13 protein-coding genes are annotated in these 14,386 nt (G+C 69.5%); 9 read left to right on the top strand and 4 right to left on the bottom strand.

What is annotated here, in order from left to right:
• Positions 1-9: 9 nt before the first annotated feature.
• The gene (locus tag AWB89_RS22695) at positions 10-240 is read right to left on the bottom strand and encodes a three-helix bundle dimerization domain-containing protein (protein ID WP_085176685.1); all 231 of its coding nucleotides are present in this window, start codon (positions 238-240) and stop codon (positions 10-12) included.
• Between the two features lie 103 nt (positions 241-343).
• On the opposite strand from AWB89_RS22695, the gene AWB89_RS22690 reads away from it, so the two are divergent.
• Positions 344-1,375, top strand: coding sequence for an epoxyqueuosine reductase (locus AWB89_RS22690; RefSeq protein WP_085101213.1), 1,032 nt, complete (start codon positions 344-346; stop codon positions 1,373-1,375).
• Between the two features lie 3 nt (positions 1,376-1,378).
• Here the strand turns inward: AWB89_RS22690 and AWB89_RS22685 are convergent, their stop codons facing one another.
• Positions 1,379-1,717: a DUF732 domain-containing protein gene (locus AWB89_RS22685; RefSeq protein WP_085101210.1), complete on the bottom strand. Its 339-nt coding sequence runs from the start codon at positions 1,715-1,717 to the stop codon at positions 1,379-1,381.
• 77 nt (positions 1,718-1,794) lie between these two features.
• A complete protein-coding gene (locus AWB89_RS22680; protein WP_241519418.1) occupies positions 1,795-2,274 on the bottom strand; it encodes a DUF732 domain-containing protein in 480 nt (159 codons plus the stop codon).
• 188 nt (positions 2,275-2,462) lie between these two features.
• Here AWB89_RS22680 and AWB89_RS22675 point away from each other — a divergent pair, with 188 nt between their 5' ends.
• Complete coding sequence (locus tag AWB89_RS22675; RefSeq protein ID WP_241520575.1) at positions 2,463-3,305, top strand: CDP-alcohol phosphatidyltransferase family protein; 843 nt, start codon at positions 2,463-2,465, stop codon at positions 3,303-3,305.
• Positions 3,302-3,940: a lysophospholipid acyltransferase family protein gene (locus AWB89_RS22670; protein WP_085176683.1), complete on the top strand. Its 639-nt coding sequence runs from the start codon at positions 3,302-3,304 to the stop codon at positions 3,938-3,940. The genes AWB89_RS22675 and AWB89_RS22670 overlap by 4 nt, the downstream gene beginning before the upstream one ends.
• An 8-nt stretch (positions 3,941-3,948) precedes the next feature.
• On the opposite strand, the gene AWB89_RS22665 is transcribed toward AWB89_RS22670, so the two are convergent.
• Positions 3,949-4,854 carry a phosphatidate cytidylyltransferase gene (locus AWB89_RS22665; RefSeq protein WP_085101201.1) on the bottom strand — a complete coding sequence of 302 codons (906 nt, stop codon included), beginning with the start codon at positions 4,852-4,854 and terminating at the stop codon, positions 3,949-3,951.
• 217 nt (positions 4,855-5,071) lie between these two features.
• On the opposite strand from AWB89_RS22665, the gene AWB89_RS22660 reads away from it, so the two are divergent.
• The 6 genes from AWB89_RS22660 to AWB89_RS22635 form a co-directional block, all read left to right on the top strand.
• The gene (locus tag AWB89_RS22660) at positions 5,072-6,877 is read left to right on the top strand and encodes an N-acetylglutaminylglutamine amidotransferase (RefSeq protein WP_085176681.1); all 1,806 of its coding nucleotides are present in this window, start codon (positions 5,072-5,074) and stop codon (positions 6,875-6,877) included.
• Positions 6,874-8,670 carry an N-acetylglutaminylglutamine synthetase gene (gene ngg, locus AWB89_RS22655; RefSeq protein WP_085176679.1) on the top strand — a complete coding sequence of 599 codons (1,797 nt, stop codon included), beginning with the start codon at positions 6,874-6,876 and terminating at the stop codon, positions 8,668-8,670. Before AWB89_RS22660 ends, ngg begins: the two co-directional genes overlap by 4 nt.
• A 54-nt stretch (positions 8,671-8,724) precedes the next feature.
• Positions 8,725-10,242, top strand: a complete 1,518-nt coding sequence (locus AWB89_RS22650; protein ID WP_085176676.1) for an MFS transporter — start codon at positions 8,725-8,727, stop codon at positions 10,240-10,242.
• 72 nt (positions 10,243-10,314) lie between these two features.
• Complete coding sequence (locus AWB89_RS22645; RefSeq protein WP_142282610.1) at positions 10,315-10,812, top strand: hypothetical protein; 498 nt, start codon at positions 10,315-10,317, stop codon at positions 10,810-10,812.
• Positions 10,813-10,908: 96 nt separating this feature from the next.
• The gene (locus AWB89_RS22640) at positions 10,909-13,086 is read left to right on the top strand and encodes a glutamine synthetase III family protein (protein WP_085176671.1); all 2,178 of its coding nucleotides are present in this window, start codon (positions 10,909-10,911) and stop codon (positions 13,084-13,086) included.
• 216 nt (positions 13,087-13,302) lie between these two features.
• A partial coding sequence (locus AWB89_RS22635) for a serine/threonine-protein kinase (protein WP_142282609.1) occupies positions 13,303-14,386 on the top strand: 1,084 nt, incomplete at its 3' end.

Raw genomic sequence — 14,386 nt, 5'->3', positions numbered from 1 at the left:
GGCCGGGGATCAAACGGCGACGGCTTGTTCGAGCGTGGTCCGCGTGGCCAGCAGCTCGACTTCCTGGCCGGCGAACCGCTCCACGAGGAGCGGAACGTACTCCCGCACCGGCCGGCCTTCGAAGCGGGCGTGAACGTCCCGCACGACCGCGGTCACGGTTTCCCCCGAAACGGACGGATACTTGCTGGTCAATCGATCGGCCACCCCGTCGATGATCTGCTGCTCGCTCAACTCGATCACGGCGTAAGGCTCGCATGCGTTCACACCGAAGTCAAACTTCGTTAACCCTCGCGGACCCCACCGCGCTCTGTCTCATTACTGAGTATTGTGTACTATACCCAGCATGACGGAAAAGCTTCCCGGCCGGTTGGCCGAGCACCCCACGGTGCGACGGGTGCGCTCGCGCACGACGCGGCGGCCCGGCGCGCTGGACGCCGACTGGCTGCGCGAGATCTGCCTGGCCGCCGGCGCCGACGACGTCGCGTTCGCCGGCATCGACAACCCCGACCTGGCCTCCGAGGCCGAGCACGTCGAGGCCGCGCTGCCGGGCACCAAGAGCTACATCTCGCTCGTCGTCAAGATGAACCGCGACAACGTGCGCTCGACCGCGCGCAGCGTGGCGAACCAGGAGTTCCACCGCAGCGGCGAGGTGCTCAACGAAGCGGCCCACCGCATCGTGCGACGGCTGCAGGACGCCGGCTATCGGGCGCTGAACCCGTCGGCGACCTTTCCGATGGAGATGGACAACTTTCCCGGCCGGATCTGGGTGGTGGCGCACAAGCCCGTCGCCGTGGCCGCCGGCCTGGGCGTAATGGGCATCCACCGCAACGTGATTCACCCCAAGTTCGGCAACTTCATCCTGCTCGGCACGATCCTGGTGGACGCACCGATCAGCAGCTACGGCCGGCCGCTCGACTACAGCCCGTGCCTGGAATGCAAGCTGTGCGTGGCGGCCTGTCCCGTCGGCGCGATCGGCAAGGACGGCGATTTCGACTTCGTCTCCTGCTCGGTGCACAACTACCGCGAGTTCATGGGCGGGTTCACCGACTGGGTGCAGACCGTCGCCGACAGCACCGACGCGGCCGACTTTCGTTCGCGGGTAAGCGATTCGGAGAACGCCTCGATGTGGCAGAGCCTGGCGTTCAAGCCCAACTACAAGGCGGCCTACTGCCTGGCCGTGTGCCCGGCGGGGGAGGACGTCATCGAGCCGTACCTCGAAAACCGCAAAGGGTTCATGGACCTGGTCCTGAAACCGTTGCAGGACAAGAAGGAAACGCTGTACGTGCTGCCCAACTCGCGGGCGAAGGCGCACGCCGAGCGCCGCTATCCGCACAAGCCGGTCAAGGTCGTCGACGGCGGGGTCCGGGGACGGTAGCGCCTATCCGGACACCGTGGTCCGGTACTGCGGGCAATAAGCGGCCGTGGAAATGCCCAGGAAAAAACCCGCTTGCCTGGCCGTGAGATTGGTGTCCTTCATCAGCCTCATCACCAGCAAGGGGCGCGTGGTGCCCTGGTCCAGCATGGCGCACATGGTGCGGCCCTCCTGGATCGCGGCGTCGTTGTCGGGAACCGGGAGGCCCTGGTTGATCAGCGCGGCGATGAAGGCGTCATCGGTCTCGTCCGCGGCCGCCGGCGCCGCGGCGAGCAGGGCGCCGGACGACAGCAGGACGGCAACGAACGCCGACCACGTCCCGCGAGCACCCCTCCGGTGGGTCATGGTTCCCCTTTGTGCGGGCGAAACTGCGCCGATCCCAAAATAACGCCGCCGCAGCGGGGGGAAAGGGTCCCGCGGGCTCACATCATCGGCGGGAACGGCACCGCCCAGTTGAACGAGTTGTCGGTCTTCCCGCGATATTGGGGGCAATAGGCGGCCACCGAAACGCCCACGAAATAGCCGGCCTGTTTGGGCGAAAGCGGGGTCTCCCGGACGATTCTCATCGCCACTTCGGTCGACGGTTGGCCCTGATCGAATCCGGCGCACACCGAGTGACCCAGCGACACCGCGGCATTGCGGTCGGACAGGGAAATACCGTTCTTGGCCAGGGCCGCGACGAACGCGTCGTCGGTCGCATCCGCCGCGGCCGGCGCCGCGCAGATCAGCGCGGCGGCCGTCAGCAAGCCCGCGCATGCCGCCGACCACTGAGTGCGACCGATATTCATGGCCTTCCGATGCTGGTAAATCGGCGTGAAGTCAAGAACGACTTGATTGAACGGTAGCTGAAGTCTCGGCTTTTCTCTCTCCGAGCGGCCGCAAGAATTCCGCAAGAACTTCACGACGAACCGGCAAGCGGCGGGGAGTTATGTACGTGCTGCGCAAGAAAGTGTCCGACCGCGGGGGAGCGGTGGCTCTTACCTGAGCGAGCGGCCCACCGCGCGGCGGTCGGAGATGTTGGGACCGGTAGCCGAGCGGGCGGGGTCGACTAGCACACAACTACAGACCACCCACCGAGAGGAAACACCCCGTGAGCACCGACCTCGACAACGCGCCGACGCTGCGCACGCGCAGCATCGGAGCGCTGACGCCCACGAGCGAGCCCCGCATCGCCCACCGCGGCTGCTACACGACGGGGTCGCGCGCGCTCGCCGCGACGGACACGCTTCCCCGGGTCCAGGTTGTCGGCGCCGCGGTCGTCCCGCTGCCCGCGGCCTCCGTCGAACGTGCCTCCCGGAAATGGCAGGGCCTCTACGCGCTGAAGCCGTGGTACACCCGCCGGTTGACGCCGATCCTGAACGTCGCCGTGGAGCGGCGCATCTCCCCGGACGTCTTCACCGCGGCCGGCGTCGTGGCGGCGGGCGCGGCCGGCGCCGCCGTCGCGCTGGGTTGGTGGCCGCTGGCGGCGCTGTTCCTCGCGCTGCGGCTGGCCGGAGCCAATCTCGACGGCGCGGTCGCTCGCGCCCGCGGCGTGAGCCGGCCGTGGGGGTTCGTCCTCAACGAGATCGGCGACCGCACCTCGGATCTGCTGACCTTCGCCGGGCTGGCGGTGTGGGCGGCGCGGCAGCGCGGCCCCGGGCTGCATTTCTTGTCCTGGCCGGTGCTGCTGGTGCTGGTGGCGGCCCTGGCCGCGACGCTGCCCACCTTCGCGTCGCTGGCCGCCGCGGCGGCCGGGGCGCAGCGGCGCAACGGCGGCCCGCTCGGCAAGACCGAACGCTGCCTTTTCGTCTTGCTGGCCACCGCCTTCCCGGTCATCCTGCCCGTGGTCTGCACGCAGCTGGTGAACGGATCGCTGATCACCGCGACGCTGCGGCTGCGGGCGGCCCGTCGCGAGCTGGCGGCGAAGCAGCGGGGCGAGGTGTCGGCGTCATGAGTGCGACCCGAATCACCAGCGTGCTGCGGCACCGGCTGTGGCGGGCGGTATGCGCCGTTTCGGGCGGGCTGACCGTCACGGGTCGGTGGCGCGTGCCGGGCGGCTGCGTCGTGGTGGCCAACCACTCGTCGCACGCCGACACCGCGGTGCTGCTGGCCGCGCTGCCCGCCGGCGCCCAGCCGGTGTTCGCCGCGGCCGCGGACTACTGGTTCGACGTGCCGGTGCGCCGTTTCGTGGCCTCGTCGCTGATCGGTGTGCTGCCGGTGCGGCGGTCCGGGACCGACACCTACGCGCAGTTGCTGGCGGCGGCGCGTCCGGCGCTCAAGGCCGGGCGCACCGTCGTCATCTACCCGGAGGGCACCCGCTCCGCGGATGGCAGCGTCGCCGAATTCCGTTCCGGCGCAGTGCGCCTGGCGCGCGACTGCGGCGTGCCCATCGTTCCGGTCGCCGTGCTGGGCACCGCCGAGGTGCTCCCCAAGGGGGCCAGCTTCATCTCCCACGCGCCGATGCAGGTGCGCATCGGCGCACCCGTCGACCCGCACACCGCCTCGGCGGCGCAGCTGCGGGCGCAGGTGCTGGCCCTCCGGGGCGACGACACGACGAAGCCGCTCGAGCAGCTGGCGTACGCCGCGTGAGCGGCCGGTCACGCCAGCAGGTACGCCAGGGGCAGCACCAGCAGTAGCGAGTCGATCCGGTCGAGCAGGCCGCCGAAGCCCGGCAGCCACGTGCCGGCGTCTTTGACCTGCGCCTGCCGCTTCACCATCGACTCGACCAGGTCGCCCAGCACGCCGCCGAACGCCACTGCGATCCACAGCCCGACGGTGACCGTCCCCAGCAGCATCAGCACCAGAAACGCGCCGATGACCGCGCCGACCAGGCCGCCGACCGTCTTGTTCGGGCTCAACGGCGACAACGGCTTTCGGGCCCACCCGAAGAACCGCAGCCCCTTGCCGCCGCACCAGGCCGCGACGTCGGTGGCCGCCGCCGCGAAGCACACCAGGTAGGCGTCCGACCACAGCGTCACCAGGTGCGCCAACGACCAGCAGATCCACACCGAACCGAACGCGGTGAACGTGGTGCGCCTGCCGCCGTTCTCGACGTCGCCGCTGAACACCGACGGCAGGGCGCACGCCAGCACGATGATCGGCGCCAGGCGCAGCAGCGGCGGGTGCAGCCACGCCGCGAGCGGATAGAGCACGGCCAGGCCCAGCAGCAGGTACGTGTCGACCTTGCCGAGTTTGACCAGGCGCGCGTACTCGAAGACCGCCACCACCGCCAGCGCGGCGGCCAGCGCCGCGGTGGTTCCCCGGCCGATCCAGATCGGGATCCCGACCACCGGCGCGATCATCACCCACGTCGTCCACCGCCGGATCAGCTCCCGCCTGCGCGACGCGAGCACCGCGACGCCGGCGACCACCAGGATCACCACGGTGACCCACATGAAGAACACCGATCGCGCGTACAGGTGCACGTGCAGCGGGCCCAGGTCGAAGTTGAGCGGCATCCGCCGATCCCATTCCAGGATCCGCAGCGAGTCCTCGGTGAGCATCAGCGCGGCCGGGCGTGTCGGTGGAGCGGAGCAGTCGAGCGGTACCGGCCGAACGGCGTCCCGTCCACATCAGCCTCCCAGCAAACTGTGGTCCAGGAAACGATAAGGCTTGCGGCCCTATCCGGGAAACGAAAACGCAAGAACCGGATCGGCGGTGGCTACCCATCGCCGCGGCCGCACTGTACGCGCCGGAACGGGTCCCGGTAGGGTCAAAGGAGTGTGTGGACTCACCGGTGAGGTTCGACTCGACGGCCGGGTTCCCGATCTAGCGGCGGTGTCAGCGATGGCCGCCGTGATGGCACCAAGGGGGCCGGACGCGGCGGGGGCCTGGTCACAGGGCCGGGCTGCCCTCGGTCATCGTCGACTCCGAATCATTGACCTGACCGAAGCCGGCGCCCAGCCGATGTTCGACGCCGAACTGGGCCTCACGATCGCGTGGAACGGCTGCATCTACAACTACCAGGAACTGCGGCGCGAGCTCGCCGGGCACGGCTACCGGTTCTTTTCGCACAGTGACACCGAGGTCCTGCTCAAGGCCTACCACCGCTGGGGCGACGACTTCGTCAGCCACCTGCACGGGATGTTCGCCTTCGCGATCGTCGAACGCGACAGCGGCCGGGTTTTGCTCGGCCGCGACCGGCTCGGCATCAAACCGCTGTACCTGACCGAGGACGCCCACCGGATCCGGTTCGCCTCGACGCTGCCGGCGCTGCTGGCCGGCGGCGGCGTGGACACCCGCATCGATCCGGTCGCCCTGCACCACTACATGACCTTCCACTCGGTGGTGCCGGCGCCGCTGACGATCCTGCGCGGCGTGCGCAAGGTCCCGCCCGGCTCGCTGGTCGCCATCGAGCCCGACGGCCGGCGCACCACCACCACCTACTGGTCGCCCGACTTCAGCCGGCGGGAGGACCGTGCCGACTGGTCCGAGCGCGACTGGGAGGACGCGGTGCTGTCCGCGCTGCGCGTCGCGGTCGAGCGCCGGCTCGTCGCCGACGTCCCGGTCGGCTGCCTGCTGTCCGGCGGCGTCGACTCCAGCCTGATCGTCGGGCTGCTCGCCGAGGCCGGTCAGCACGGGCTGTCGACCTTTTCCATCGGCTTCGAGTCGGCGGGCGGCGTCGAGGGCGACGAGTTCCGCTGGTCGGACATCATCGCCAAGCGCTTCGACACCGACCACCATCAGATCCGCATCGGCACCGACCGGATGCTGCCCGCGCTCGACGGGGCGATCGGCGCGATGAGCGAGCCGATGGTCAGCCACGACTGCGTGGCCTTCTACCTGCTCAGCCAGGAAGTCGCGCGCCACGTGAAGGTGGTGCAGTCCGGCCAGGGCGCCGACGAGGTGTTCGCCGGCTACCACTGGTACCCGCCGATGGGTTCGCCGGCGGCCGCGACGCTGCGCGGGGCGGTGGCCGAATACCGCGGCGCCTTCTTCGATCGCGATGCGCTGGGCGTCCGGGACCTGTTGGGGCCGGCCTATTTCGCTGAGGGCGACCCGAGCGAGCGGTTCGTCAGCGAGCACTTCGCCCGCGCCGGCGCCGAGACCGGCATCGACCGCGCGCTGCGGCTGGACACGACGGTGATGCTGGTCGACGACCCGGTCAAGCGGGTCGACAACATGACCATGGCCTGGGGGCTGGAGGGCCGGGTTCCCTTCCTCGACCACGAGTTGGTCGAACTGGCCGCGACGTGCCCCCCGGAGCTGAAGATCGCCCACGAGGGCAAGGGAGTCCTGAAACAGGCTGCGCGACGGGTGATTCCGTCGGAGGTCATCGACCGGCCCAAGGGCTACTTCCCGGTTCCCGCGTTGACCCACCTCGAGGGGCCCTACCTGGAGCTGGTGCGGGATGCCCTGTACGCGCCGGTGGCCAAGGAGCGCGGGCTGTTCAACGCCGAGGCGGTCGACGCGCTGCTGGCCGACCCGAACGGCAAGCTGACCCCGCTGCGCGGCAACGAGCTGTGGCAGATCGCCCTGCTGGAGCTGTGGTTGCAGCGCCACGGCGTGACCGGGCAGGCCGCATGACGGCCGTCGACCCGTCCGAGGAGCACGATCACACCGAGGCCATCACGATGGGCCTGCATGACGCGTCGCCCCCCGAGCTGGTCGACGCGATGGCCAAGGACGTCGAGCTCGAAATGGGTTGGGGCCGTCTCATTTTCGGCCAAACCTTCGCGGACGCGGAGACCCTGGCCGAGACGCTGCGCCGCGAGGTCCCGGGCCGGCGCGACATCTGCATCTACGCGCGCGAGTCCCACGTGGTGGTCGCCGGGGCGCCGACCGAGCTGTTCATCGACCCCAGCCACACCTATCGGCTGCGCTTTCACCCGGACGATGAGGACACCACGCCGTCGCCGATCGGCATGACCGTGCGCACCCTGGCCGACGCGGCCGACGCCGACGCCATGAACCGCGTGTTCGTGCGCTGCGGCATGGTCCCGGCGCCGGTCGAAACGATCTGGGACAACCACCTGCACGCGGAGGCGGTGACCTACCTGGTCGCCGTGCGGGACGACGACGGCGCCGTGGTGGGCACGGTGACGGGCGTCGACCACGAGCTGCTCTTCTCCGATCCGGAGGAGGGCTCGAGCCTGTGGACACTGGCCGTCGATCCCGCCGCTGCGCTGCCCGGGGTGGGTGAGGCCCTGACCCGGGCGCTGGCCGACCATTTCCGCCGCGCCGGCCGCGCCTACATGGATCTGTCGGTGGCGCACGACAACGCCGCGGCCATCGGCCTCTACGAAAAGCTCGGCTTCGTCAGGGTTCCGGTGCTGGCGATCAAACGGAAGAACGCGATCAACGAGCCGCTGTTCACCGCGCCCCCGGAAACCGTCGAGGATCTCAACCCCTACGCGCGGATCATCGCCGACGAGGCGATGCGCCGCGGGATCTGGGTCGAGGTCCTCGACGCCGAGACGGGCGAGATGCGACTCACCCACGGCGGACGCAGCGTGATCACCCGCGAATCGCTGTCCGAATTCACCTCGGCGGTCGCGATGTGCCGTTGCGACGACAAGCGTTTGACGCGGCGCCTGGTCTCCGAGGCGGGCATCACGGTGCCGCGCGCGCGCCTGGCCACCTTCGACGACGGCGACTACTCCTTCCTGCAGGAGGTGGGGGAGGTCGTCGTCAAACCGACCCGCGGCGAGCAGGGCAAGGGCATCACCGTGGGCGTGCCCGCGGAGAAGGGGCCCGACGAGCTGGCCGCGGCCGTGACGCGGGCGCGGCAGCACTACCCGGAGGTGTTGATCGAGGAGCGGGTGTCCGGCGACGACCTGCGGCTCGTGGTGATCGACGGCCGGGTGGTCGCCGCCGCCCTGCGGATGCCGCCGGAGATCATCGGCACGGGCGAGCACAGCATCCGCGACCTGATCGCGGCCGAGAGCCGGCGACGGTCGGCGGCCACCGGTGGCGAGTCCAGGATCCCGATCGACGACCTCACCGAGGCGACCGTCGCCGAGGCCGGTTGGACGCTGGATGACGTGCTGCCCCAGGGCACCCGGCTCCGCGTGCGGCGCACCGCCAACCTGCATCAGGGCGGCACCATCCACGACGTCACCGCCGTGGTGAACCAGGAACTGTGTCGCGTCGCGGTGGCCGCGGCCGAGGCGATCGGCATCCCCGTCACGGGGATCGACCTGCTCGTCCCCGACGTCACCGGCGCCGAATACGCATTCATCGAAGCCAACGAGCGACCCGGGCTGGCCAACCACGAACCCCAGCCCACCGCCGCGGCTTTCATCGACTACCTTTTCCCGGGCCAGCCCGGCCAGCCGCTGGCCTGGACCCCCGAGGAGTCACGCCCGGACCGGGATTGAGGCTTGCCCCACCGCTTGGGTGGGTAATTCTCTGCTCACCCCGATAGGAGTCAGATGAGCGCAGGCGTGCAAACCGGAACCATCACCACCCACGTGCCGGCCCGGCTGGACCGGTTGCCCTGGTCGCGGTTTCACTGGCGCGTGGTCATCGGCCTCGGCGGCGTCTGGGTCCTCGACGGCCTCGAGGTCACGATGGTCGGCAACGTGTCGTCCCGCCTCACCGAGAAGGGCAGCGGCATCGGACTCAACGCCGCGCAGATCGGTACGGCGGCAGCGTTCTACATCGCCGGGGCCTGCCTGGGCGCGTTGTTCTTCGGTCATCTGACGGACCGCTTCGGCCGGCGCAACCTGTTCATCCTGACCCTGGCGGTGTACCTGGCCGCCACCGTCGCGACCGCTTTCGCGTTCGCGCCTTGGTATTTCTTCCTCGCGCGCTTCTTCACCGGCTCCGGCATCGGGGGCGAATACGCGGCGATCAATTCGGCGATCGACGAGTTGATCCCCGCGCGCGTGCGCGGGCGCGTGGACCTGGTGATCAACGGGACCTACTGGCTGGGGTCGGCGGCGGGCGCCGCCGGCGCGCTGGTCCTCCTGGACACCTCGAATTTCCCGGCGAACATCGGGTGGCGGCTGGCCTTCGGCGTCGGCGCCATCTTCGGCATCTTCGTGCTGCTGGTCCGGCGCAACGTCCCGGAAAGCCCGCGGTGGTTGTTCATCCACGGCCGCGCCGACGAGGCCGAACGGGTCGTCGGCGAGATCGAGGGGGAAGTGCAGCGCGACACCGGCGAACCGCTGCCGCCGCCGGGCGGCCGCCCGCTCAAAGTCCGCCAACGCGAGACGATTTCGTTTCGCGAGATCGCCAAGGTGGCATTCACGCTGTACCCGCGGCGCGCGGTGCTCGGGCTGGCGCTGTTCATCGGGCAGGCGTTCCTCTACAACGGGGTCACGTTCAACCTCGGCACGCTGCTGAGTGGCTTCTACGGGGTCCCGTCCGCGAAGGTGCCGCTGTTCTTCATCCTTTGGGCGCTGAGCAATTTCGTCGGCCCGCTGGCCCTCGGGCACCTGTTCGACACCGTGGGCCGCAAACCGATGATCACCGCGACGTATATCGGTTCGGCCGCCGTGGCCGTCGTCTTGGCGGTGCTGTTCGTCACGGGGACCGGCGGCGCCTGGATGTTCATCGCCGTCCTCGCGGTGGCCTTCTTTTTGGCCTCGGCGGGGGCGAGCGCGGCCTATTTGACCGTCAGCGAGATCTTCCCGATGGAGACCCGGGCGCTGGCGATCGCGTTCTTCTACGCGGTCGGGACCGCGATCGGCGGCATCACCGGCCCGCTGCTGTTCGGCCAGTTGATCAACTCCGGGCAGCGCGGCCAGGTGATGTGGTCGTTCCTTATCGGGGCGGCGGTGATGGCCGTCGCGGGCCTGATCGAGCTGTGGCTGGGCGTCGCGGCCGAACGGCGCCCGCTGGAAGAGCTGGCATTGCCCTTGACGGTGGCCGACGCCGAGCGCGAGGACGAGTCGACGGACGGCGCGGCGCAAGCAGATCCTCGCGGGGGCGGCCCTCAAACCTGACCGCGGGTTGCGGGTATTGCCGGCGCCGCCGCCCGGCGAGCGCGTCGGGGCGGCGATTGGTTCAATTGCACCGTGATGCGTTCGCGGCGGTTGGTTCAGATCCGCCGGCTCCGCGAATGGCTGGCGCTGTGCGCCGCGATCGCGTTGATCCCGTGGACCATCTTCCTGGGGATGACGCTGCCGCAGAGCTACACCGCCCAGCATTGGCAGCTGACCTGGGTCGGCTTCGACGTCCTGCTGCTCGCGTTCATGATCGCCACCGCGGTGCTCGGCTTCACCCAGCACCACCTGCTGACGCTGTTCGCGTTCACCACGGGGGTTCTGCTCGTGTGCGACGCCTGGTTCGACGTACTGACCGCCAAGCGTGGCGACTTCGCGGTGGCGGTCCTCACCGCGGCGCTGGGGGAGCTGCCGCTCGCGGCGGTGCTGATCGCCGGCACCCTGCGCATCGTGCGGCTGCAGGGCCGCCCGTCGATCGGGGTGCGGTGGTCGTTGCCGCTGCGCCTGGCCGGCGGCAGGCGCGACCCGGCCCGCGTCTCGCGATCGCAACCATCGCGGACCCAGCGTTGACACCGGCGTAACAGATTTGCCATCGAACGTTCCTATCGTGGGGCCGTCCGTCGTCCGCCACGGGAACCGTGGGGCCCCTCAGCGATAGGAATTCAATTGAGCGGAAACGCTGTCCGCCTGCAGGCGATCAACAACGTCGAGGCGTATGTCCCCCCGGCCATCAGCTTCGTGCCCGGCGAGCCGCCGGGCGAGATCTTCGGCTCCAACGTCTTCACCAAGGCCGAAATGCAGGCGCGGCTGCCCAAGTCGGTGTTCAAGTCCGTCGTGGCGACCATCGAGAAGGGCGCCAAGCTCGACCCCGCGGTCGCCGACACCGTGGCGGTGGCCATGAAGGACTGGGCGCTGGAGAAGGGCGCCACCCACTACGCCCACGTGTTCTACCCGATGACCGGCCTGACCGCCGAGAAGCACGACAGCTTCCTGGAGCCCATCTCGGACGGGCAGACGCTCGCAGAGTTCGCCGGCAAGACCCTCATCCAGGGCGAGCCCGACGCCTCCAGCTTCCCCTCGGGTGGGCTGCGCAGCACCTTCGAAGCGCGCGGCTACACCGGCTGGGACGTCACCAGCCCGGCCTACATCCTGGAGAACCCCAACGGCAACACGCTCTGCATCCCAACGGTTTTCGTGTCGATGACGGGCGAGGCGCTGGACTACAAGACGCCGCTGCTGCGCAGCCAGCAGGCCATGGGCATCCACGCCGAGCGCATCCTGAGACTGTTCGGCCACAAGGACCTCAACAAGGTCGTGTCCTTCTGCGGCCCGGAGCAGGAGTACTTCCTGGTCGACCGGCACTTCTTTCTGGCCCGGCCGGACCTGGTCAACGCCGGGCGCACGGTGTTCGGTGCCAAGCCGCCCAAGGGGCAGGAGTTCGACGACCACTACTTCGGCGCGGTGCCCGAGCGGGTCCTCGGCTTCATGATGGACACCGAGCGGGAGCTGTTCAAACTGGGCATCCCCGCTAAAACCCGCCACAACGAGGTGGCCCCGGGCCAGTTCGAGGTCGCCCCGATGTTCGAGCGCGCCAACATCGCCTCCGATCACCAGCAACTGCTCATGACGATCTTCAAGACGATCGCCAAGAAGCACGGCATGGAATGCCTGTTCCACGAGAAGCCGTTCGCCGGTGTCAACGGCTCGGGCAAGCACGTCAACTTCTCGGTCGGCAACGCCGAACTGGGTTCGCTGCTCGTCCCGGGCGACACCCCGCACGAGAACGCCCAGTTCCTGGTGTTCTGCGCCGCGGTGATCCGCGCCGTGCACAAGTTCGCCGGGCTGCTCCGGGTGTCGGTCGCGTCGGCCACCAACGACCACCGGTTGGGCGCCAACGAGGCTCCGCCGGCGATCATCTCGATCTTCCTCGGAGAGCAGCTCGCCGACGTGTTCGAGCAGATCGCCAAGGGCGCGGCCACCTCGTCGAAGGGCAAGGGCACCATGATCATCGGTGTCGACACGCTGCCCCCGCTGCCGACCGATGCCGGCGACCGCAACCGCACCAGCCCCTTCGCGTTCACCGGCAACCGATTCGAATTCCGGGCTCCCGGCTCCGGGCAGACCGTCGCCGTGCCGATGATCGTCCTCAACACGATCATGGCCGACTCGTTCGACTACCTGGCCTCTGTCCTCGAGGAAGCCGTCGCGGCCGGCGACGACTTCGATGCGGCGGTCCAGAAGCTGCTCACCGACGTCATCACCGAACACGGCGCGGTGGTGTTCAACGGGGACGGGTATTCGGAGAACTGGCAGATCGAGGCGGCCGAGCGGGGCCTGCCGAACCTGAAGACCACGCTTGACGCGATCCCCGAGCTGATCAAGCCGGAATCGATCGAACTCTTCGAGAAGTACGGCGTTTTCAACCACCGCGAGCTGCACAGCCGCTACGAGGTCCGCCTGGAGCAGTACGCGCTGACCATCGCGGTCGAGGCGAAGCTCGCGCTCGAGATCGGGACGACGGTCATCCTGCCGGCCGCGATCCGCTACCAGACCGAGCTCGCGCAGAACGTCGCGGCCCTGAAGAAGGCCGGCGTGGAGCCGAGTATGGCCGCATTGGAAGGGGTTTCGGCTCCGCTCGCCGATTTGTCCGCGGCATTGACGGCGCTGAAGTCCGCGCTGTCGGATCACTCGGCTGGGTCGGCCCTCGAAGAGGCCACGCACGCCCAGCAGGCGCTGCTGCCGGCGATGGAAGCCGTGCGCGCGGCCGTCGATACGCTGGAAAGCGTTGTGGCCGACGACCTGTGGCCGCTTCCCACCTACCAGGAGATGCTCTACATCCTGTGACAGACGTCGTCGGGTGTGGGGGCCGGCCGCGCACGCGGCGGTGATCCGCGGCCCCCACGCCCGGCGATCCTCGGACGCAGCGCAAGAATTCCGCAAGGACTTCACCAAGATCTGGCAAGTTCGGTGCCGCAACCTTTCTGCTGACGGGCGATAGCCCTTTGGCCGAAAGGATCGGAAGTGCCCAAAACCCCCGAAGACAGGACTTACGATCTGGCCATGTCGCTCGAGGTCGGCCAGGTGTTTGCCGGATACACGATCCGACGGCTGCTGGGCTCGGGTGGCATGGGCCAGGTGTACCTGGCGGCGCACCCCCGGCTGCCGCGCGAGGACGCGCTGAAGGTGCTGCCGCCGGAGCTGACCGCCGACGCGGAGTTCCGCGCCCGCTTCGTGCGCGAGGCCGACCTGGCCGCCGGGTTGTCACACCCGAACATCGTGCGCGTCCACGACCGCGGCGAGGAGGACGGCCACTTCTGGATCGCGATGGCCTACGTGCCCGGCATCGACGCGGGCCGGCAGCTGCTCGAAAACAGCCCCGGGGGAATGCCGCTCGACGAGGTGGTGTCCATCATCTCCGCGGTCGCCTCGGCGCTGGACTACGCCCACCATCGCGGGCTGCTGCACCGCGACGTCAAGCCCGCCAACATTCTGTTGACCGAACCCGACGGCCAGGAGCGGCGGGTCTTTCTGGCCGACTTCGGCATCGCCCGGCGCATCGAGGACGCCACCGGGCTGACCGCGACCAACATGACGGTGGGCACGGCGGCCTACGCGGCGCCCGAGCAGCTCAAGGGCGAGCCGATCGACGGGCGCGCCGACCAATATGCGTTGGCGTGCACGGCTTTTCACCTGCTGACCGGCGCGGCGCCCTACGTCGATTCCAATCCCGCCGTGGTGATCAGCCAGCACGTCAACGCCGCGCCGCCCTCCCTCGGTGCGCGGCGGCCGGAGCTCGCCGCGCTCGACGCGGTGTTCGCCACCGCGATGGCCAAGGAGCCGTCGCACCGATTCGGCAGCTGCGGGGAGTTCGCCGCCCACCTCGGCCAGCAGGCGGGCCCGGGTTACGCATACGCCGGGCAGATTCCGCCGCGCCCCGACAACGAGATCACCCAGCCCTCGTTCGGCGTCGCCGCGCCCACCGCGCCGCTGCGCCCGAAGAGGCGGTGGAGCCGGCGCCCCGCCGTCCTGGTGCCCGCCCTGGCCGGCGTCGCCCTACTGATCGCGGGTGGCGTCTGGGCGGGCGACCGGCTCACCCAATCCCACCGCCCGTCGCCCGCCGCCGCGCCCACCGCCGCCCCGACAC

Source organism: Mycobacterium paraense, from assembly GCF_002101815.1.
Taxonomy (GTDB): domain Bacteria; phylum Actinomycetota; class Actinomycetes; order Mycobacteriales; family Mycobacteriaceae; genus Mycobacterium; species Mycobacterium paraense.
The sequence above is the reverse complement of the archived record's forward strand: the minus strand, read 5'-3'. Positions and strand labels throughout refer to the sequence as shown.